The sequence below is a fragment of the Roseobacter sp. YIN89 genome (assembly GCF_057219365.1).
The window spans coordinates 666,399-687,690 of record NZ_JBXVVD010000003.1 but is presented as its reverse complement, the minus strand read 5'-3'; the positions used below and the strand labels follow the sequence as shown (position 1 = coordinate 687,690).

The following is a 21,292-nucleotide window of genomic DNA, read 5'->3' as shown; positions in this document are numbered from 1 at the left end:
CTAGAATGTGATCGGGGCGGTCGAACGCTGCGTTCCGCCCCGAACTATCAAGCTGTTAAAGCCCGTAGATACCAGTGAATTTGGCTTTTAGATAAGCAAGCAAAGGGGCTTCGGACGGTTCTGCCCCGCGGGCGCGTGCAATAACTTCGCGCGGTTCATAGAGCCCTCCGTATTGCTGCACGTTTTCACGCAACCAGCCCGTCGCACCACTGGTGTCGCCATTCGCCAACTGGCGGTCGAGATCGGGCAAAGCGGCGCTCATCGCCTCAAAGAGACACCCGGCGTAGACATTGCCCAAAGTATAGGTCGGGAAATATCCGAACAGACCAACCGACCAGTGCACGTCTTGCAGCACACCATTCGACGGTTTGTCGACTGGATAGCCAAAGTCGGCCTCAAAACGGTCGTTCCATGCCGCCTCAAGCTCGGAGACGGTCAGATCGCCCGACATCAGCGCACGCTCAAGATCAAAGCGCAGCAAAACATGCAGATTGTACTGCAACTCATCTGCTTCTGTGCGGATAAATCCGTCTGAGACCCGATTCACAGTGGCGTAAAACGCCTCTTCGTCTCTCACACCAAAGTCACCAAAGGCGTCACGCATTTCGGCAAAAAGCCAGCCGGTAAACGGTCTGCTGCGCCCGATCTGGTTTTCGTAGATGCGGCTTTGGCTTTCATGAACACCCATGGAAACACCGCTGCCCAGAGGTGTCAGCAAGTAGCTGTCGTCGATATTTTGCTCGTAGCACGCATGGCCGACTTCGTGGATCGTTGAATAGAAGCAATTAAAGGGGTCACGTTCGCTGGTGCGCGTTGTGATCCTTACATCCAACCCCGACCCAGAGCTGAACGGGTGAACAGCCTTGTCCACCCTGCCGCGCGTCATGTCATATCCGAACGCCTTGGCGAGTTTGCGCGTCAACTTCATCTGAGCGGCTTCATCGAAGGTTCCGCCGAGACTCTGGGGCGCGGGTGCGGCGCGAACGGCTTGTCGAAGCTCGGTCAATTCGGGGCGTAACGCATCAAACATCTGGGCAATTTCGGCGCCAGTGGTCCCCGGTTCATAGTCCTGCAGCATCGCGTCGTAGACGTTTCCGCCCGCTGCCAGTGCATCGCCTTCTTCCCGTTTCAAAGCGATCACCTCAGCAAGCGTCGGAGCGAATGTAGCATAGTCATTCTCGGCGCGCGCATCTGCCCAGATCCCCTGTGCCTGCGACGTCGTGCGCGCGATCTTAGCGGCAAGGTCGGCGGGTACCTTGGCCGCGCGCTCATGGCTGCGGCGTATGTGGCGCAACTGCGCTTTCGCTTCGGCGGACGTCTCGGTGGTTTCTGCCTCGGCCAGCCAGTCTGCCACACGCGGGTCAACACGGCGGGCATGCAGGATCGATTCCATCGCGGCCATTTCCTCACCCCGTTGGGAGGCGGCGCCGCGCGGCATCATCGTTTCCTGATCCCATTCAAGGCGACCTGCCACCGCGGCCAGCGCCTGCGTTTCCCGCGTGAACTGCATCAGCTTTTCATATGCATTTTGTGTCATCGGGTGGCTCCTCGAACGGATGTGGCAACGGGATAACCGCTCAGAAAGCGGGCGCGCAGAATGAGTACCCAAAGCACCACAGCAACGGCTTGGTGGACGATGGCGATATGTGCAGGCGCCCCGTAGACGACGGTGACGATGCCCAAGGCAATTTGCACTGCCATAGCAGCCAGCACTGCATTGAACGCAAACCGCGTTTTCGGATGCGATGACTTGCGACCACGGAGCCAGACAACCACGGCGAAAATAGCAAGCACATAACCAATTACACGGTGCATAAACTGAACCAGCCCCGGGCTTTCGAAAAAGTTGCGCCACATCGGTTCAAAGCTGAAGGCCGTGGTTGGGAACCAGTTGCCGCCCATGAGGGGCCAGTCGGTATAACTGCGGCCCGCGTCAATACCGGCCACCAGCGCGCCCAGCAGGATTTGCAAAAACGTAAAATGTAGCAATCCCGTGGACATGCCCCACTGCTTGTTCTCTCGTGCGCGCCGGGCCTGCATCAGGTCGGAGGCTGAACGGCCCAGTTCCATAATGTACCAACTGATAAACCCCAGAATGACAAAGGCCAATCCAAGATGGGTGGCCAAACGGTAGCTGGCCACATCAACCATGCCTTCCCCCTGGGTCACGCCAGAGGCAACCATCCACCATCCAATGGCTCCCTGTGCGCCACCCAGTGCCCCGAGAAGCAGCAGCTTGCGATGCCACCCGGCGGGCACCTGACGGCGCAGGGCAAAGTATCCGTACCCCAACGCCCAAACGAGCCCGATCACCCGACCAAGCTGCCGGTGCCCCCATTCCCACCAGTAAATGACTTTGAAGTCCGACATTTCCATCCACTGGTTCTGGATGCGCCATTCGTCGATTTGCTGGTATTTTTCAAACTCAAGTTGCCATTCGGCGTCGCTCATCGGGGGCAACGCGCCGGTGATGGGGCGCCATTCTGTGATGCTGAGCCCACTGTCCGTCAACCGTGTCAGCCCGCCAACGGCGATCATAACGAAGACGAGTGCGAACAGGATCATCAGCCACACACGGACCGCGCCACGTGCGGCACCGTGCCCTTTATCGATCAACCCGGGCTGCGTCACGGGCCGGACCGGTTGCGCATCACCAACATCTTCAAACAATTTGCGTTTACCGCTCATGTCTCACCCACTCTTTTTGTTGTTGTGAACGTAGGCGCAGCAACGCTGGAGGTCCAGCGCGACTAGTCGCCGCGCGCCGCCCATCGCACGACCTGCCTCATCATGCCGTGCAGCATCTGGACATCGGCGCGTGTCATTGGCATCCGGCTCCAGAAATTGCGCAAATTCGTCCGCATCGATTGCGACTTATGTTCGGGATAGAAAAATCCCATTTCGTCTAGGCGCTCTTCGTAGTGTGACGCCAGTTTCTCAACTTCGACTGCTGCGGCCCACTCCGCACCGGCCATTTCGGTCGTGACGGGTGTGACCGAAGTGGTAACGCGGCGCCACTCGTAACCGATCAAGAGCGCGCATTGAGCCAGATTCAAAGATGGGAAATCTGGGTTAACCGGTACGGTGACAATAGCATTGGCGCGTGCAACATCGTCGTTTTCCAGACCAGAACGTTCAGGCCCGAATAATACTGCGACGCGCTGTCCCTTGGCGATCCTTTTGGCGGCCTCACGCATTGCCTCTTCCGGGCTGAATACCGGTTTAGTCAGATCGCGTGGACGCGCTGTGGTCGCGAAAACGTAGTGACAGTCTGAAACTGCATCCGCCAACGTGTCGGTCAACTGTGCCTGATCCAGCAAACGCCCTGCGCCGCTTGCCATCGCCACCGCTGCCTGATTGGGCCATCCGTCGCGAGGTGCCACCACGCGCATGCGGTCAAGGCCAAAATTCCACATAGCGCGCGCTGCTGCACCAATGTTCTCGCCCATTTGGGGACGCACCAGCACAAAGGCAGGCGTGGATGGTGGCGTGATCTCATGTGTCATGAGCGCGTCATAGTCCCAGAGACGCGGCGCTGCAACGCCTCGACTGCGAATTTGCCCAACAAGCATGCAACACAGTTTGCATCCCTGCCGGACTGAGGTACTGCTCGTCGGCAAGAGACCACAAGGACCACGATCATGGATACGCCCGAACAACCGCAGCTATACCTTATTACCCCGGCGGAGTTCGAGCTTGGCAGCTTTCCCGACGTATTAGCACGAACGCTTGATGCACATGCGGTGGCATGTGTCCGGCTTGATTTGGTTTCGCGGGATGAAGACAGGATCGCCCGTGCCGCCGACGCGCTGCGCGAGGTGACGCACGCGCGCGATATTGCCTTGGTCATTACGGACCACATTGGACTGGTGGAAAAGCTCGGACTGGACGGCGTGCATCTGTCGGATGCCTCCAAGTCAGTCCGTGAGGCGCGCAAGGCGATGGGACCCGATGCGATTGTCGGGAGTTTCTGCGGCACATCGCGGCACGACGGTATGGCGGCGGGCGAAGCGGGATGCGACTATGTCAGCTTCGGCCCTTTGACCGCATCGGCGTTGGACGATGGCGCCACTGCCGACCTTGACCTTTTTCAATGGTGGTCAGAAATGATCGAAATCCCCGTTGTTGCAGAACGGGGATTGGACGCGGCACGTATCGCGCAATTGTCGCCTTTCACAGACTTTTTCGGCTTGGGCGACGAGATATGGCAGTCCGACGACCCCGTACAACGCTTAGGCGAGTTGATCGAGGCCATTGGCTGACTGCTGCTACAGGAATACCCGCTCGATACACCAGTAAGCGCCAACAATTGCAATGACCAGCGAGCCGGGGATCGAAACAGCGCGGAACATCACCGCATAGTCACCGACGGGTTGCTCTTTCTCTGACAGGTCCGACCGGCGCGCAAGCCATGCGCAGGCCCACAACAACAAAGCGGCCACCGCAATTACTGTGAGTTGCCCCAATTCAACGCCTACGTTGAAACCGATCAGCGCCGGGATCAGTTGGCCTGTGGGCAAACCGAACTCTCCGAGGACCGAAGCAAACCCCAGCCCATGCAGCAGGCCAAATCCAAAAATGACCATGGGGCGCCATTTGTTCAGACGTCTTACAAACAGGTTTTCAACGGCAACATAAACGATAGACGCGGCAATCAGCGGTTCAACGATGCTGCCCGGAATATTGATAAGACCGAGCGCACCAAGGGCCAAAGTTACAGTGTGGGCCAATGTGAACGCACTGATCTGCCACAGCAGCGGCCCCCATCTGGTCGAAAGAAAGAACAATCCAAGCACAAAAAGGATATGATCCAACCCTTTGGGAACGATGTGATCAAAGCCCACGGGAATATAGCCGAAAAAGGCCTCTGATGGTGATTGTGCGTCCCCACCGGCCAGCGCAATCGGCTCACTTGATTGTCCACCGTCCAGATAACCGGTGTAAGGTGCCGAAACACCTTGTTGTCGTAACACCAGCGGTCCTGATCCAGCGGGCCAGTTCGTCACGACAGATGCCGCGTTTTCAGGTAAAGTGGCGCGAATGGTCAAGCTGGACAATCGCGGCAATTCGAAATCGACACCTTCCGGTATCAGCATGTCGTCAATTGTGAATGTCAACGGGGTGCCTGCAGTCATCAATGGCTCTGCATTCCAGCGGGCAACGACCTCTTGGGTACGCGTCCTTAACGCATCGGGCGGCAGTGCGCGCAGCGCGTCGTATTCGGCACCGCCGTCGGACTCGTCTGTGTCTTCCACCGCGTCCATATCTATGCCTGAAAGAAAGGCTTCGACGTTTATGCGGAATGAAAGCACGACGTCGTTGTCGTTCGTCACGGTCATATCGGCAATTGTCGGCTGTAACTCATGTGCGCCGACACGCGCCGCGCCGAAGGCTACGATTGCAGTTGACACCACAGCCAAAAAGAACAGCTTAAAGACTGACAAGATAGGGTTGATTTTCATGCGGTTCTTACCTTTTACAACGCTGTTGGCACTGACATTCGGGTTTTCCGCTAGTGCACATGAGTTTTGGATCGAGCCCAAGATATATCAAGTTGAAAACGACGCGCCAGTGGTTGCAGATCTGAAAAATGGCGAAGAGTTCGAAGGTGTTGCCTTGTCATGGTTTGATCGGAACTTCACGCGTTTCGATATGGTGCTCGGGGAAGACATACGACCGGTTACAGGACGGCTGGGCGATACCCCTGCCCTAACATCCTCCGCTTGGGGAGACGGGTTACTGATCGTTCTGCATGAAACGACCGCTTCCACCCTGACCTATACGGACTGGGATAAATTCTTGCGGTTTGCGGCGCATAAGGATTTTACAAATGCCGCGGCCGATCACACCGCAAATGGCTGGAGCAAAGAAAGGTTCCGGGAAAGCTATACGCGGCACGCCAAAGCACTTTTGGCTGCTGGCAGCGGTACAGGCCAAGACAGGGCCTTTGGCCTGCAAACCGAATTCATTGCGCTGACCAATCCTTATGATCCTGACTTTGACCAAGAGATGCGCGTCAGGTTGGAGTATTTGGGCGCCCCCCGTGCGGATGCGCAGGTTGAGGTTTTTGAAAAGGATCCGACAGGCGCTGTAATCGTTTCGCTGACACGCACGAACGCCGATGGTATCGCACGTGTCGATGTGCGCCCCGGTCACAGCTATCTCTTTGATGCCGTTGTGCTGCGCCCCAGCCCCGAGGCCGGCAACGCAGAGCGCGCCCCGGTCTGGGAAACGCTTTGGGCGGCTTTGACTTTTGCGGTTCCTGCGGCGGAATGACTTGCGCTTGCCAGAGATGAAAGCCACAAGACGGAATGGCTGCTCACAGTGACATTCTATGCATTGGCTCCGTCCTTTGGGACGTTATCGGCCGCTCCGCCAGCGTTATGCGGCAAGGGTCCGATGTGCCGGGGCGGATTACGCGCATTCCAGGCGGTGTCGCGCTTAATATTGCCATGGCATTGGCGCGCTTTGGATTGAAACCCGCGCTGCTGACAGCGATTGGCCGTGACGCGGAAGGTGATGAGTTGATCGCGGCTTGCCGTGCGCGCGGTCTGGAAACCGATCTGGCTTATCGCTCGGATGATTTGCCGACAGATGTCTATATGGCGGTTGAAGGCGCGAACGGATTGATCGCGGCAATCGCGGATGCACATTCACTGGAAGCCGCTGGCGACAAGATACTGGCGCCACTGTCAGATGGCCGCCTCGCGTCCGATGATGCGCCCTTTATGGGCCCGGTGGCGCTCGACGGGAACCTGACACACGACCTTTTGGGGCAAATCGCCCACAGCCCGATACTGGCCCACGCAGATCTTCGCGTGGCACCGGCATCGCCTGGAAAGGCGGAACGCCTCTTGCCTTTTGTTCAGACCGGACGTGGCACCATTTACGTCAACCTCGAAGAAGCGGGTATTCTGTGTCAGCAGCGGTTTGACAATGCACGAGATGCCGCCGCCGGTTTACTTTCGCGCGGTGCGCAACGGGTTCTGGTGACGAACGGCGGGCAGGATGCCAGCGAAGGCCGCGAAGATGGCATCATTACCCGCACGCCGCCTCAGGTTCTTGTCACGCGTGTCACCGGAGCTGGCGATACGTTCATGGCAGCGCATATCGCTGCTGACATTCGCGGCGCTTCGTCTGCAGAGGCGCTGGAACAGGCGCTGCAGACAGCCGCGACATACGTTTCCGGAGAAACACCCCTATGACCAGTTTGAACATGCTGATGTCTGCCGAGGTTGCTGCGGCCAAAGCCAGCGGCAGACCGATTGTCGCGTTGGAAAGTACGATTATCACCCATGGCATGCCCTACCCACAAAACCTGGAAGTGGCACAGCAAGTCGAAAACGACTTGCGCGGTGCAGGCGCAACCCCTGCGACCATTGCGGTAATTAACGGAACCTTGCACATCGGGCTGGACGCGGATCACCTAAAAGCTCTCGCCCAATCCAAAGGTGTCGCCAAGCTCTCACGCGCAGATCTCGCGGTGGCCCTTGCCGGCGACATTACCGGTGCAACAACGGTGGCCGCGACAATGATCGCCGCGCATCTTGCAGGCATCGAGGTCTTTGCAACAGGCGGCATCGGCGGTGTGCACCGCGGCGCAGAAAGCAGTTTTGACATTTCGGCCGACCTGATGGAACTGGCGCAGACACCGGTGACCGTGGTCGCCGCCGGTGCAAAGGCCATCCTTGACGTGGACAAGACGCTCGAAGTGCTGGAGACGCAAGGGGTGCCTGTGATCGCGGTGGGTCAAGACAGCTTTCCCGCCTTCTGGAGCGCGACCTCGCCGCTGAAAGCGCCACTGCGTATGGACACACCACAAGAGATCGCGCAGGCACACCGGATGCGCGCCGCCCTGTCTTTGCCAGGTGGACAGCTTGTCGCCAACCCGATCCCTGCGGCCGACGAAATTCCCGCAGATGCCCTTGCGCCAATCATCGCGCAGGCGCAATCCGACGCTGATACCCACAGCATACGGGGTAAAGCGGTCACACCCTACCTTCTGCAGCGGATATTCGAACTGACGGAAGGCCGGTCGCTTGAAGCCAATATTGCCTTAGTGCGCAACAACGCACAGTTGGCTGCAAGGATCGCTCATGCCTTATGCGAGACGGCCACGCCTGACTGAATGATCTGCCAGTATCGGCTTTGGCCCATTGTAGAGCCGCGGCAAACCGCCTAACTACCGTAAGAAGCCAGTACGGACCCAGAATGACGACCCCTTTTGACCCCGAAACCCCTACGCGTCGAAGCATGTTCGCGCGGCTGCGCGCCAATTTCATCACCGGATTGGTCGTCATCGCACCTGTCGGGCTGACCATTTGGTTGATCTGGTCCGTGGTTGGGTGGATTGATGGATTCGTCCTGCCGCTGGTGCCGCAGAAGTATCAGCCCGACCGTATGATACAGGATCTGCTCGGTCTCGACCGCGATGTGCAGATCAACATCCGCGGCATCGGCGTTGTCATATTCCTTGTTTTCACCGTGATAATCGGCTGGATGGCAAAAGGCTTGATCGGGCGATCCTTCATCCGCTTTGCCGAAAGCCTTGTGGAAAGAACGCCGGTAGTCCGGACCATCTATTCCGGCATCAAACAGATTTCAGAGACGGTTTTCGCGCAGTCCGAACGTTCTTTCGAAAAGGCCTGCATCATCGAATACCCCCGCAAGGGCATCTGGGCTATCGGCTTTATCTCGACCAACACCAAGGGTGAGATTGCCAGACGCGGCAACGATGGCGCCCCTATGTTATCCATTTTTCTGCCAACCACGCCGAACCCGACATCAGGCTTTTTGCTCTTCGTCCCACAGGCGGATGTGATTGAACTCGACATGACCGTCGAAGAAGCGGCCAAACTGGTGATCTCTGCGGGACTTGTCTACCCCAACGGCGGCGAAGACGGGCTTGCGCCGCCATTTGATCCGCCTACTGAAACATCTTGACCAGATCCACAGTGGATCGGGCGTTCAGATCGCCCCAGTGCTCTTCCAAAAAGGCGTCAGCAGACCGCTGCCCGGCTTCCTTCAAGCGCGCCAGCGTATAGGGCGTGGGGATCAGCTTTGTGGCAACCGACAATTCGTTCATCAAACTGTCGTCGGCGATCATATGTACAAGCACTCTGCTCATCTCGCCCTTCTTCAGAGCACCGCGGTCGAGAAGACGCTGCACAAATTCGATGGCGCGCAATTCACGCAGCAGTGATGAGTTGAAGCTTATCTCGTTGATGCGGTTTTGAATGTCCTGAGCCGATCGCGGCGTGTCCTTACGCTCAAGAGGATTGATATTGATAATCAGGATGTCTTCTGGCAAGCCGCCCGAGAATAGCGGGAACAAGGCCGGGTTGCCTGTGTACCCGCCGTCCCAATAGTCATCCGGCGTACCGGTGACCGGGTCATCAATGGATACTGCGCGAAAAATCGTCGGCAGGCACGCCGAGGCAAGAATGACATTCGTATTAATCTCGCTGTCCTTGAAAACCCGAACCTTGCCGTCCCGCACCTTGGTTGCGCAAATAAACAGACAAGGTCCTGCGCCGCGTTCTGCGCAGACATCGTCAAAGTTGAATTGGCTGATGATCGGCTCAAGCGGATTCTGATAAAGCGGTCCGTACGAATACGGCGACACGACGCGCGACCAGGCGTCCGCTGCCATGAAAACCGGCGACATCTCAAGAGCGTGAGAAAAATTCGAAAGCGAAAACGGCCACATCCACTGCCCGAGATGAAATTCTGGCCGCGCGCCCACCTCTTGCCACAGCCAGTCCAGCCGCGCCCGCGCACCATCGTGCCCGTCTTCGATCATTCCGGCTTTCAACGCGGCACCGTTCAGTGCTCCTGCACTGGTGCCCGAAATAGCGGCTATTTCCAGATCGCGTTCCATCAGCAACCTGTCGAGCACACCCCATGTATACGCACCATGTGCCCCGCCGCCCTGCAAGGCCAGATTGATGCGCTTTTTTTCCACGAACTCAGCTCCCTGTCATCTTGCCAAATAAACTCCCGCCGGAGGCTCCGACGGCGCGCAAACGGTTCAGACGGCCGGTTATAAGGCTGTCCAGCCGCCATCCACACTAATTGTGGTCCCTGTGATCTGATCCGCAGCAGACGAACACAAAAATATCGCCGTGCCACCGATCTGTTCGACCGTCGCAAACTCTTTTGACGGCTGACGGGTCAGCATGACGTTCTCGATTACCTCGTCGCGGCTCATGTCATATTCTTTCATCGTGTCAGGGATTTGCTTTTCGACAATTGGTGTCAGGACATATCCGGGGCATATGGCATTGGCCGTGATCGGTTCTTTGGCAGTTTCCAAAGCGGTCGTTTTGGTCAGGCCGACGACGCCGTGCTTCGCAGCAATATAGGCCGATTTGTACGGCGATGCCGTGAGACCATGCGCCGAGGCGACGTTGATGACACGGCCCCACCCCGCCTCGCGCATCATCGGCAGAGCGATCGCCGAGGTGTGAAAAGCCGACGACAAGTTGATGGCGATGATGGCGTCCCATTTCTCCGCCGGAAAATCTGGGATAGCAGCGACGTGTTGGATGCCGGCATTATTCACAAGGATATCGCATGAACCCGCCTTGGTGACCAGCGCGCGGCAATCGTCCGGCTTGGACATATCTGCCTGAATATAGCGCGCCTTGGTGCCTGTCTCAGATGATATCTTTTCAGCAATGGCGTGATCTTCCTCCGTGTCGGTGAAAGAATTCAGAACCACATCCGCCCCTGCCCGAGCCAATGCCCAGGCCACACCCAGACCTATGCCGGAATTGGATCCGGTAATGACAGCGGTTTTTCCGGCCAGTGAAATCTCGAAACTCATGGTGACGTCCTATCCGATAGTTGAGTGACATTGCTGCGCTGCACGCATCATGACGTGCTGCATGCGCAAAGCAAACCGGAAAAGGGTTCGGCTGGTTCCATCCCGCTTGTTTCGCGGGCAAAAAAAAACGCCTGCACAAGGCAGGCGTTAAGTTATTGAGGCAGGTTTCATACAGGCAAGAAACCTATCGAGCAGTGAGTTCTTTATAAGCAAGTTCAGGCCGTTGTCCAAGCTAAAAGTTTGATAAGACGTAAATACCCCGATAGGCTCCGGCTCAATAAAACAAGGGCAGCGAAGGATTGTATCCAAAATGAGTACTGTTTTTTTCCGCGATTTGCGTCGGATTCTGACCGCCACCAGTGTGATTCTATGTGCAGGTTTGGCATCGGCAGAACCGCAACATGGGATATCTATGTACGGTCAGCCGGCTCTGCCACCGGATTTTGTGTCCTTGCCATATGCTTGGGCGGATGCCCCAAAAGGCGGCAGCATCACATTGGGTAATACCGGCAGCTTTGACAGCCTCAACCCTTATGTCCGCAAAGGGAACGTCCCGTGGCAATTAAGATTTTTTACACATGAAGCGCTCATGGGGCGTTCTTGGGATGAACCTTTCGCGCTTTATGGTCTTCTTGCCGAATCGGTTGAGGTGCCGGACGACAGATCGTGGGTTGCCTTTACGCTGCGCGAAGACGCGAGGTTTTCGGATGGTTCGCCTGTCACCGTTGATGACGTAATCTTCTCGTACGAGCTGTTAGGCACCGAAGGTCACCCGCGGTATCATAGTTTATACCGGCAGATAGAGAAGATCGAGCAAACCGGGGCGCGCAGTTTGCGGATCACTTTTAATACCGACAACCGGGAACTTGCTTTGCTGGCGGGCATGCGTCCGATCCTGAGTCGTGCGCAGTGGGAAGGCAAAGACTTTGCCAATGCAACACTTGCGGAAATTCCCTTGGGAACCGGCCCCTATACGGTCAGCGACTACGAGGCGGGACGTCGTGTCGAGTTGACCCGCAACCCGGACTATTGGGGCAAGAACCTTGCCATCCGGCAGGGTACCAACAACTTCGATACCATCCGCATAGACTTTTACGGCGATGCTTCCGTCTTGTTCGAAGCATTCAAGGCGGGAGAGATTTCCGCGGCGCGCGAGTTCAACGCGGAGAAGTGGAAAACCCAGTACGATTTCCCTGCGATTACCAATGGAGAGGTGGTGAAATCGGAAATACCGCACGGAAAACCGTCGGGCATGACGGGTTTCGTTATGAATTCGCGTCGCGCGCCCTTTGATGACTGGCGAGTGCGCGAAGCCATGATTCAGGCCTTCAATTTCGAATTTATCAATGACACTCTCACCGGCGGCGCACAGCCGCGGATTACGTCCTATTTCTCCAATTCTTCTTTGGCATTTGAACCCGGGCCTGCCACAGGCAAGGTCGCGGACCTGTTGGAACCCTTCGCCGCTGAATTGCTGCCAGACACGCTGGAGGGATATACCCTGCCGCAAACAGACGGAAGCGAGCGCAACAGGCGCGGCATCCGTCGGGCATTAGCCCTGCTCGAAGAAGCAGGATACAGTGTGCAAGACGGTCGTCTCGTTGATCAGTCAGGGGAACAGGTCGCCTTTACGATCCTGTTGTCACAAGACAGTAGCGAGAACAAAGCGATTGCCGACCTTTATGTGAATGCGCTGCGCCGTCTTGGTGTCGACGTTTCGATAGAGACAACAGACAGTGCTCAGTTCACCGCGCGGACCAATGCCTTTGATTTTGACATGACCTACTACCGGCGGGCCTTGTCACTCTCACCGGGGAATGAACAGCGCTTTTACTGGGGATCGGAAGCCGCCGCGCAGGAAGGTTCAAGAAATCTCATGGGCGTCGCCTCGCCTGCCGCGGACGCGATGGTTGATGCCATGCTCACTGCAACCGAGCAGGAAGACTTTGTCGCCGCAGTACGCGGACTCGATCGCATCCTTACTGCCGGTCGCTACGTGATACCGTTCTGGCAGTTTACAACCGGATACATTGCCCATATCGCCGAAATGAAGCACGCAGAGACACTTCCTATCTATGGTGACGGTCCGGAATATATGCCAGAAGTCTGGTGGTATGAGCCAAACTGAAAACACTGCGCGACGTCTGGTCGCCGAAAGTCTTGGAACAGCGCTGTTGATCGTTTCAGTGATCGGCAGCGGTATTATGGGTGCAAGTTTGGCATCCGGTAACACTGCCGTCGCGCTGTTGGCAAACTCGGTAGCAACGGGCGCAATGCTCTACGCCATCATCACGGTACTGGGGCCGATTTCGGGGGCTCATTTCAACCCCGCAGTGACGCTGGCCTTCCTTTTGCGCGGTGAAATAGGTGCACCACTGGCATTTGCGTACGTCGTTGCACAGGTGGTTGGCGGATTGATCGGCGTAATCACCACCCACGCGATGTTCGATCTGCCGTTGCTGCAAACTTCCGAAACCTTGCACCGTACAGGTGGCGCACAGTGGTTCGCGGAATGTGTTGCGACCTTTGGATTGCTTTTCGTGATTTTCGGCGGATTGCGCGCACGCCCTGATGCGGTCCCGACGCTGGTCGCCTTGTATATCACTGGTGCATACTGGTTTACGGCATCAACCAGTTTTGCAAACCCGGCAGTGACGATCGCGCGTGGCTTTTCGGATACGTTTGCCGGTATCTACCCCGGACATATCGCAGGATTTATTGTGGCGCAGGTTGTGGCCGTGTTTCTGGCACATCTTGCGCTTGGCTGGCTATTTCAGCGAAATCCTTCAGATCAGTGATGTGACCCAGAGGATATTCGCATCCTCGGCGCTCACAGACACTACATTATGTCCCATCGTCGCGTCATAATAGGCACTGTCGCCACGGCGCATTTCGATGGGTTCATAAAACTCTGTGTAAAGCTTGATGACACCTGTCAGCACATAGAGAAACTCTTCGCCATCGTGTCGTACCCAGCCGTCAAATTCCGACATGTCGCGTGCACGTACGCGCGCGCGGTAAGGTAGCATCTGTTTCTTGGTGAGCGTATCTGCCAGCAGTTCATGCTCATAGGTGGCGGTCGCCTGCGCCGATCCCTGCCCGGTCTTGGTAACCGCCAGACGCCCGTTGATCTGGCCCGCGCGCGGCGGGGTAAAAAGCTGGGGCACGGAAATTTCCAAGCCGACCGCCAACTTCTTGAGCGCGTCATATGTCGGCGACATTTGACCGTTTTCAATCTTGCTGAGCGTTGAACGTGCCAAGCCAGCTTGCGTGGCGGCTTGTTCCAGCGTCCAGTCACGAGCTTTGCGCAACTCACGTACACGCACGCCAAGGTCAAGCGGCGTGCCGTTTTCGTCCTGACCAGTTTCGCGCGCAATGCGGATCAGTGTTTTTGGGTCTCTCTCGGTCATGCAAACGCTATAGGACCTTGCAGCCCCCCTTGCAACGACGCAGGGTCACCGATAGCACCGTGGGCATGCTAAGCCTGTATGACTCCACCCCTTTTACCCGCTGCCCGGCGCCATTCAATCTGGCCGCGCATGTGTTGGCTGCGGGTGAACGCTTGCCGGACAAAGACGCGCTTTGCATCGTGTCTGAGGGTCATGTCGAACGGTGGTCTTATGGCGACCTGCGGGGCGCCGTTCTTGGCACGGCTACCGGCTTGTTGAAGGCGGGTTTCCGACCGGGTAACAAGCTCTTGTTCCGTCTCGGGAACTCTGCCGATTTTCCGATCTGTTATCTGGCCGCTCTGGCGGCTGATCTGGTCCCGGTACCAACGTCAAGCAGTCTTACTCAACGCGAGACAGCCCAGATTATCGCTGCACTGAAACCGGCAGGTGTTCTTCATGACGCCTCGGTCGTGACGGCAGCACATCCGCGGACCTTGTCGGACCAAGAACTTTTACAAATGCGTGACCTGCCGCCGACCTCGCCGTCTTTGGGCGATCCAGAGCGTTTGGGATATATCATCTACACCTCCGGAACATCCGGAATCCCCCGCGCGGTTGCCCATGCCCACCGGTCGATTTGGGCACGTCAGATGATGTTTGACGGCTGGTACGGGCTGCGCGCGGATGATCGGGTGATGCATGCGGGGGCCTTTAACTGGACCTATACCCTCGGCACCGGCCTCATGGACCCGTGGACCATCGGTGCGACTGCCTATATCCCCGCCCCGTGCACGCCGGTGGAGGCGTTGCCTGCGTTGATGAAAGCGCATGAGGTTTCCATTTTTGCCGCAGCACCGGGGGTCTATCGGCAACTTTTAGACCGGGCACCCGATCTGGCACTGCCGTCGCTTCGTCATGGATTAAGCGCAGGTGAAAAACTTTCACCAGATATTGCAGGGTCATGGCGCGAGAAATCGGGACGACAGATTTACGAAGCCTACGGCATGTCAGAATGCTCGACCTTTATCTCACAGCCTGCAGGAAAGCCCGTGGACCCGAAAACCCTCGGGCAGCCACAACCCGGACGGCGTGTGGCACTGTTAAAAGACGGCAAACCGGTTGCGGCTGGGCAAGAAGGAACCATCGCGGTGCACCGGTCAGACCCCGGCCTCATGCTTGGCTATCTGGATGCCCCGGACGAGACGGCTGCGCGAATGTCCGGAGACTGGTTCCTGACCGGAGATCAGGCTGTCATGAATGCCCAACGCGCGCTGATTTACCTTGGTCGCCATGACGACATGATGAACGCTGGTGGTTTTCGTGTCTCACCTATCGAGGTCGAGACAGTGCTGGGCCAATTTCCGGGAATTGACACCGTCGGCGTGACAGAAGTCGAGGTAAAAGCCGATACTCGGGTTATCGCTGCCTTCTATACCGGCCCCGAGCCACTGGACGATTTCAATCTGCACGCTTATGTCAAAGAAAATCTGGCGCGCTACAAGCAACCACGCCTGTTCATCCATCTGGCCGAGCTTCCGCTGGGCAACAACGGCAAGTTGATGCGACGCGCGCTTGCCGCAGCCTATGAGGGGCAACATGACTGAGACCATCAAAATCGACGTAATTTCCGACCCGATCTGCCCGTGGTGCTATATTGGCAAAACACATCTGGACAAGGCTTTGGGGCAAGTGCCGGATCATCCTTTTGTCATCGAATGGCACCCGTTTCAGTTGAACCCGGACATGCCGGCGGAAGGTATGGACCGCCGTGCATATCTCGAAGGAAAATTTGGCGGCAAGGAAGGCGCGGTGCGCGCCTACGCGCCTGTCGTTGAAAATGCCGCCGCAGCCGGTCTGTCGATTGACTTCGAAGCAATGAAACGCACGCCAAATACGATTGACGCGCACCGTTTGATCCATTGGGCCGGGATCGAAAAACGGCAAACCGCTGCAGTCTCTGCGCTTTTCGAAGCGTATTTTGTTGAAGGGCGGGATATCGGCGACCGCGAGGTCTTGGCCGATATTGCAGATAGTATTGAAATGGACGCTGCTGTGGTTGCGAAACTCCTCGCATCTGATGCTGACGTCGAGGACATTCGCAATCGCGATGCACACAGCCGACAGATGGGTGTGAATTCGGTGCCGACATTTATCGTCGGTGGCAAACATGCCGTGCCGGGGGCACAACCGCCGGAGTTATGGCTTCGCGTCATTGAAGAGCTAAAAGCAGGCGTTTAGCCTTTCGGCGCTTTTTTTCCGGACGTTGACGCTGGGTGGCGATTGCACCGCCCTCAACTCTAGGTTATGCCTGACGCTGACTAGCACCAACTAATTGACGTGCCGATTCCGCAGAAGGTCACTCTTTTGAAGCCGACATTTGATGATTTGCCTATGGGGCGGGCTGAATTTATCGCCCTGATGGCAATGATGTTCGCAACGATCGCATTTTCGATCGACGCGATGCTTCCCGCGATAGAACAAATCGGCCAAGAATTGGCGCCGAGCGATCCGACACGCGCATCTTTGATCGTTACGTCTTTCGTTTTGGGTATGGGCATCGGGACATTTGTTTCTGGTCCGCTGTCGGATGCTTTCGGCAGACGCAATATGATGTTCATGGGGGCCGGGCTATACATCGCTGCGGCCTGCGTCGCCTGGGCAAGCACCTCGTTGGAAGTCATGCTGGTGGCACGACTTTTTCAGGGCATAGGAGCATCGGGCCCGCGCGTGGTCAGCGTCGCCATCATTCGAGACCTCTTTTCAGGCCGTGAGATGGCACGGATTCTATCGATCGTCATGATGATCTTTACGCTCTTTCCGGCGGTCGCTCCGGCCATTGGTGTTGTGATCATGGGCTTTGCAGGGTGGCGCAGCATCTTTGCAGCTTTTGTGCTCTTCTCTTTAATCTCGGTGATTTGGCTTGGAGTGCGATTGCCAGAAACGCTGCCTGTTGCTGAGCGCAGGCCGTTACGATGGAAGTTGATCCGCGGCGCGGTGCATGAAATGTTTGCGCAGCCGGTAGTGCGTTTGTCGATATTTGCACAGACCTGCGCAATGGCGTCACTGTTTTCGCTACTGATGTCGATCCCGACCATCTACTCCAAAGTGTTCGATCGTTTCGACACCTTTCCGTATTGGTTTGCGCTGACAGCGCTTATTTCCGCCTTGGCCAGCCTGCTGAATGCGATCCTCGTGGTGAGATTTGGCATGCGACGCCTCGTGACTTTGGCTTTCGCTATCCAAATTGCGATGTCGGGCGGTCTGTTGTTGCTGAACGGGTTCATCGATCAACAATATGACTTCGCACTTTTCGTGGTCTGGCAGTCCTATATGTTTTTTCAGGCAGGTCTGACGATCGGCAACCTCAATGCCATCGCGATGGAACCGATGGGCCACATCGCCGGCATGGCTGCAAGCGTCATTGGCGCAGTTGCCACCATTCTGGCGGCTTTGTTGGCCTCACCTGTCGGGTTGATGTTTGACGGGACAATTCGGCCCATGCTCATTGCCGTGTTGGTCATGGTTAGCATCGGTTTCGTCCTGATGCTGCGCATGAAACGAATGGAAGGCCGATTGGCTGCGGAGTAATCACGCGCTTTTGGCTTTAGCCCTCGCTGATTTTCGCTTTTTCTCCGCCACAACTTTCTCTGCGAGATCCCGTGAAATCGCAAAAGCCCCCTTGATCTTGTCCGCGTCTGCTTTCCAGTCGCGCCGGACAACGATCTTGTTATCCTTAACTTTTGCAAGCCCACGTTGATCCTGAATGAAATCCACAAGCCCCTGCGGAGACGCAAACTTGTCATTGTGGAATTGAATTGTTGCGCCTTTCGGCCCACCGTCCAGTTTGGCAATGCCTGCTTTTTTGCACATAGCCTTGATGCGCACGACCAGCAGCAGTGTGTTCACTTCCTTGGGTAATTTGCCAAAGCGGTCGATCAGCTCTGCCGCAAAGCCCTCAAGTTCTACTTTTGTCGTGAGGCTTGAAAGGCGGCGGTAAAGACCAAGCCGCACGTCCAGATCGGGCACGTAGGCTTCGGGAATAAGTACGGGCACGCCCAGATTGATCTGAGGGGCCCATTGGTCGTCCGCTTCTGACAGACCTTCCATCTCGCCGGCGCGGATCTTGGCAATCGCTTCTTCAAGCATTGATTGATAGAGTTCAAAGCCCACGTCTCGCATCTGGCCTGATTGTTCTTCGCCTAAAAGATTGCCCGCACCGCGAATATCCAGATCCTGACTGGCCAGTGTGAAACCGGCACCCAGCGTGTCGAGGCTGGACAGAACACGAAGCCGCTTTTCTGCTGTGGGCGTCAGTGGCTTCCGCGGCTTGGTGGTCAAATAGGCATAGGCGCGGGTTTTCGAACGCCCTACCCGTCCACGGATCTGATACAACTGGGCAAGTCCAAACATATCAGCCCGATGGACAATCATCGTATTGGCAGTTGGAATATCGAGGCCGGATTCCACAATTGTCGTTGCCAGAAGAACATCGAATTTGCCGTCGTAAAATGCATTCATCCGGTCATCCAGTTCGCCTGCCGCCATCTGGCCGTGCGCGACCACATACGTCAGCTCAGGCAGTTGGTCTTGCAGAAATTCTTCGATCTCAGGCAAATCGGAAATTCGCGGTACCACGTAAAAGGATTGACCACCGCGATAATGTTCGCGCAACAACGCTTCGCGTAATGTGACGCTGTCGAATTCGCTGACGTAGGTCCGAATGGCGAGGCGGTCTACAGGTGGTGTGCCGATAATTGACAGATCGCGTACACCCGTCAGGCTTAGTTGCAAGGTTCTCGGGATTGGCGTTGCCGTCAGTGTGAGCACGTGGATATCAGACCGCAGCTGTTTTAGGCGCTCTTTGTGTGTCACGCCAAAATGCTGTTCCTCGTCAATGATCAACAAACCGAGATTGTTAAACCTGATACCCTTGGCCAAAAGAGCATGCGTACCGATCACAATATCAGCCGTGCCCCGCGCCATGGCATCTCGCGTTGCATTCGCCTCTTTTGCTGAAACAAAGCGGCTCAACTGCTTTACATTAATCGGAAAACCGCGAAACCGGTCGGCAAAACTTTTGTAGTGCTGGCGTGCCAGCAGGGTGGTCGGCGCGATCACGGCCACCTGCACACCGGACATCGCGGCAACAAAAGCGGCGCGCATGGCAACTTCGGTCTTGCCGAAACCGACATCTCCGCAGACCAGCCTGTCCATCGGTTGGCCGGATGTCATGTCGTCGATTACGTCCGATATGGAGCGCAACTGGTCATCGGTTTCCGTATAGGGAAACCGCGCGCTGAAGGCGTCCCACATGCCGGGTGGAGGCTCCAGCACCGGAGCCTTGCGCAGCGCGCGCTCGGCTGCCACGCGGATCAGTTTGTCCGCGATCTCGCGAATTCGCTCTTTGAGGCGCGCTTTCTTGGCCTGCCAAGCGCCACCGCCCAACCGATCGAGAAGACCCTCCTCATGGCCGTATTTCGACAGCAGTTCAATGTTTTCAACAGGCAGGTAGAGTTTTGCGTTCTCGGCGTATTCCAACAGAATACATTCATGGGCCGCACCGGCGGCAGTGACCACCTCCAGCCCCTTGTACCGCCCGATGCCATGATCCACGTGTACGATCAGATCACCGGGGGCCAGAGATTGGGTTTCGGTGAGGAAGTTTTCAGCACGGCGCTTTCTGCGGGTCGTGCGAATGAGCCTGTCGCCAAGGACGTCTTGTTCCGAGATGACAGTCAATCCGGGCGCTTCGAACCCGTGTTCAAGTGCCCATACCGCCAGATACAGACCCCGTTTGCCAATGCGGGTGGCATTTGGCACCGGTATCGCTTCTGCCAGCCCTTCGTCTTCAATCAACCCTGTCAGGCGCTCGCGCGCGCCTTCCGAGTAGCTTGCGATCAGCACTGGGCCGCTTTCAAGTTTTTTCTTAACGTGATCGGCCAACGCACCGAAAAGGCTTAATGATTCCTGTTGCCGTTCAGGTGAGAAATTGCGCCCGATGCGTGCGCCAGCGTCGATCGCGTTGGGGCCTGTCGGTTGCGGCAAGGCACTTAGGTAAAGAGCACGCCGACCGTCAAACCGCGTGGCCCAAGCGGCCTCGTCCAGATAAAGCGCCGTTGGTGGTGCAGGCTTGTACACCGTATCCATTTTAGACCGGTTCGCCATGGCAAGTCGGCGCGTCTCATACTGATCTTCGATGCTTTCCCAGCGCGCCTGATGCATCGCCGGAATCTGGTCATCCAGCGAGATCGACGCCTCAGGCACGTAATCGAACAGAGTTTCAAGCTCTTCGTGGAAGAAAGGCAACCAGTGTTCCGCGCCATGGTGTTTGCGGCCTGCGCTAACGGCTTCGTAAAGCGGGTCATCGGTGCCTGCTGCGCCAAACTCAATCCGGTAATTCTGGCGAAATCGAGTGATTGCCGCCTCGTCCATAATGATTTCGGACACAGGTGCCAGTTCTACCACATCTAGCTTTTCCGTGGTCCGCTGGGTTGCGGCATCAAATCGGCGGGCACCGTCCAGCACGTCACCAAAGAGATCAAGGCGCACCGGCCCGAGGTCTCCGGGTGGGAAAATGTCGATAATACCGCCGCGAATTGCATAATCACCCGGTTCCGTCACGGTCGGGCTCTGAGCAAAGCCCATACGAACCAAAAACGCGCGAAGGGCGGCTTCGTCGATCCTGTCTCCCACCCGTGCTGTAAATGCCGCGTCTTTCAAAATCGAACGTGCAGGGATTTTCTGGCTCGCGGCATTCAGTGTTGTCAGCAAGACAAACTGGCTGGGCATCCCGTGTTGCAAAGCCGCCAGCGTTGCCATCCGCTGTGCCGAGATATCGGCATTTGGCGAAACGCGGTCATATGGCAGGCAATCCCAACCGGGGAATACGACGACCGGCATTGCGGGCGCAAAAAACCGCAATGCTGCCTGCATCGCCGCGAGCCTTTTGTCATCGCGCGCAATGTGCAGCACCGGGCGGTCATTCTTGTCAATCTCTTCCAACAAGAAGCGCGCGTCAAAGCCTTCGGGAACGCCCGAGACGGTTATGCGGGATTGGTTTGCCATAGGCTGCTTG

General features: G+C 56.7%; 18 protein-coding genes. 10 read left to right on the top strand and 8 right to left on the bottom strand.

The features are described from left to right. Window positions 1–55: 55 nt before the first annotated feature. From AC2D8V_RS15700 to AC2D8V_RS15690, 3 genes are all read right to left on the bottom strand, one after another. The gene (locus AC2D8V_RS15700; RefSeq protein ID WP_484734510.1) at window positions 56–1,537 is read right to left on the bottom strand and encodes a carboxypeptidase M32; all 1,482 of its coding nucleotides are present in this window, start codon (window positions 1,535–1,537) and stop codon (window positions 56–58) included. Further along, window positions 1,534–2,688: a heme A synthase gene (gene ctaA, locus AC2D8V_RS15695; protein ID WP_484734509.1), complete on the bottom strand. Its 1,155-nt coding sequence runs from the start codon at window positions 2,686–2,688 to the stop codon at window positions 1,534–1,536. Before ctaA ends, AC2D8V_RS15700 begins: the two co-directional genes overlap by 4 nt. A gap of 62 nt (window positions 2,689–2,750) precedes the next feature. Continuing rightward, a complete protein-coding gene (locus AC2D8V_RS15690) occupies window positions 2,751–3,506 on the bottom strand; it encodes an RNA methyltransferase (RefSeq protein WP_484734508.1) in 756 nt (251 codons plus the stop codon). A 135-nt stretch (window positions 3,507–3,641) separates the two neighbouring features. Here AC2D8V_RS15690 and AC2D8V_RS15685 point away from each other — a divergent pair, with 135 nt between their 5' ends. Beyond that, a complete protein-coding gene (locus tag AC2D8V_RS15685) occupies window positions 3,642–4,262 on the top strand; it encodes a thiamine phosphate synthase (protein WP_484734507.1) in 621 nt (206 codons plus the stop codon). Window positions 4,263–4,268: 6 nt separating this feature from the next. Here AC2D8V_RS15685 and AC2D8V_RS15680 read toward each other — a convergent pair whose 3' ends face one another. Next, window positions 4,269–5,462 (bottom strand): HupE/UreJ family protein, encoded by a 1,194-nt coding sequence (locus AC2D8V_RS15680; protein ID WP_484734506.1) that lies wholly within the window; start codon window positions 5,460–5,462, stop codon window positions 4,269–4,271. Here AC2D8V_RS15680 and AC2D8V_RS15675 point away from each other — a divergent pair. The 4 genes from AC2D8V_RS15675 to AC2D8V_RS15660 all read left to right on the top strand — a co-directional run bounded on the left by AC2D8V_RS15675 (window position 5,461) and on the right by AC2D8V_RS15660 (window position 8,943). Then, window positions 5,461–6,276, top strand: a complete 816-nt coding sequence (locus AC2D8V_RS15675) for a DUF4198 domain-containing protein (protein ID WP_484734505.1) — start codon at window positions 5,461–5,463, stop codon at window positions 6,274–6,276. The genes AC2D8V_RS15680 and AC2D8V_RS15675 overlap by 2 nt on opposite strands. A 35-nt stretch (window positions 6,277–6,311) precedes the next feature. Then, window positions 6,312–7,205 (top strand): PfkB family carbohydrate kinase, encoded by an 894-nt coding sequence (locus tag AC2D8V_RS15670; RefSeq protein ID WP_484734504.1) that lies wholly within the window; start codon window positions 6,312–6,314, stop codon window positions 7,203–7,205. Further along, complete coding sequence (locus AC2D8V_RS15665) at window positions 7,202–8,128, top strand: pseudouridine-5'-phosphate glycosidase (protein WP_484734503.1); 927 nt, start codon at window positions 7,202–7,204, stop codon at window positions 8,126–8,128. The genes AC2D8V_RS15670 and AC2D8V_RS15665 overlap by 4 nt, the downstream gene beginning before the upstream one ends. Window positions 8,129–8,211: 83 nt before the next feature. Next, window positions 8,212–8,943 (top strand): DUF502 domain-containing protein, encoded by a 732-nt coding sequence (locus AC2D8V_RS15660; protein ID WP_484734502.1) that lies wholly within the window; start codon window positions 8,212–8,214, stop codon window positions 8,941–8,943. Here AC2D8V_RS15660 and AC2D8V_RS15655 read toward each other — a convergent pair. Together AC2D8V_RS15655 and AC2D8V_RS15650 are read right to left on the bottom strand one after the other, a co-directional pair. Next, window positions 8,927–9,964, bottom strand: a complete 1,038-nt coding sequence (locus AC2D8V_RS15655) for a patatin-like phospholipase family protein (protein ID WP_484734501.1) — start codon at window positions 9,962–9,964, stop codon at window positions 8,927–8,929. The genes AC2D8V_RS15660 and AC2D8V_RS15655 overlap by 17 nt on opposite strands. Window positions 9,965–10,042: 78 nt before the next feature. Then, window positions 10,043–10,828, bottom strand: a complete 786-nt coding sequence (locus AC2D8V_RS15650) for a 3-hydroxybutyrate dehydrogenase (protein ID WP_484734500.1) — start codon at window positions 10,826–10,828, stop codon at window positions 10,043–10,045. A 310-nt stretch (window positions 10,829–11,138) separates the two neighbouring features. Here AC2D8V_RS15650 and AC2D8V_RS15645 point away from each other — a divergent pair, with 310 nt between their 5' ends. Next, window positions 11,139–12,956 (top strand): extracellular solute-binding protein, encoded by a 1,818-nt coding sequence (locus tag AC2D8V_RS15645; protein WP_484734499.1) that lies wholly within the window; start codon window positions 11,139–11,141, stop codon window positions 12,954–12,956. After that, on the top strand, window positions 12,943–13,626 hold the full coding sequence (locus AC2D8V_RS15640; protein WP_484734498.1) for an aquaporin: 684 nt from the start codon (window positions 12,943–12,945) through the stop codon (window positions 13,624–13,626). The genes AC2D8V_RS15645 and AC2D8V_RS15640 overlap by 14 nt, the downstream gene beginning before the upstream one ends. Here AC2D8V_RS15640 and AC2D8V_RS15635 read toward each other — a convergent pair. Continuing rightward, window positions 13,615–14,238 carry a helix-turn-helix domain-containing protein gene (locus AC2D8V_RS15635; protein ID WP_484734497.1) on the bottom strand — a complete coding sequence of 208 codons (624 nt, stop codon included), beginning with the start codon at window positions 14,236–14,238 and terminating at the stop codon, window positions 13,615–13,617. The genes AC2D8V_RS15640 and AC2D8V_RS15635 overlap by 12 nt on opposite strands. A gap of 65 nt (window positions 14,239–14,303) precedes the next feature. Between AC2D8V_RS15635 and AC2D8V_RS15630 the strand changes: the two genes are divergently transcribed. The 3 genes from AC2D8V_RS15630 to AC2D8V_RS15620 all read left to right on the top strand — a co-directional run bounded on the left by AC2D8V_RS15630 (window position 14,304) and on the right by AC2D8V_RS15620 (window position 17,805). After that, a complete protein-coding gene (locus tag AC2D8V_RS15630; RefSeq protein WP_484734496.1) occupies window positions 14,304–15,821 on the top strand; it encodes a class I adenylate-forming enzyme family protein in 1,518 nt (505 codons plus the stop codon). Beyond that, window positions 15,814–16,455: a DsbA family oxidoreductase gene (locus AC2D8V_RS15625; protein WP_484734495.1), complete on the top strand. Its 642-nt coding sequence runs from the start codon at window positions 15,814–15,816 to the stop codon at window positions 16,453–16,455. The genes AC2D8V_RS15630 and AC2D8V_RS15625 overlap by 8 nt, the downstream gene beginning before the upstream one ends. Before the next feature lie 153 nt (window positions 16,456–16,608). Continuing rightward, window positions 16,609–17,805: a multidrug effflux MFS transporter gene (locus tag AC2D8V_RS15620; RefSeq protein ID WP_484734574.1), complete on the top strand. Its 1,197-nt coding sequence runs from the start codon at window positions 16,609–16,611 to the stop codon at window positions 17,803–17,805. Here AC2D8V_RS15620 and mfd read toward each other — a convergent pair whose 3' ends face one another. Continuing rightward, entirely contained in the window at window positions 17,806–21,282 is a 3,477-nt protein-coding gene (gene mfd, locus AC2D8V_RS15615) for a transcription-repair coupling factor (protein ID WP_484734494.1), read from the bottom strand. Window positions 21,283–21,292 lie beyond the last annotated feature (10 nt).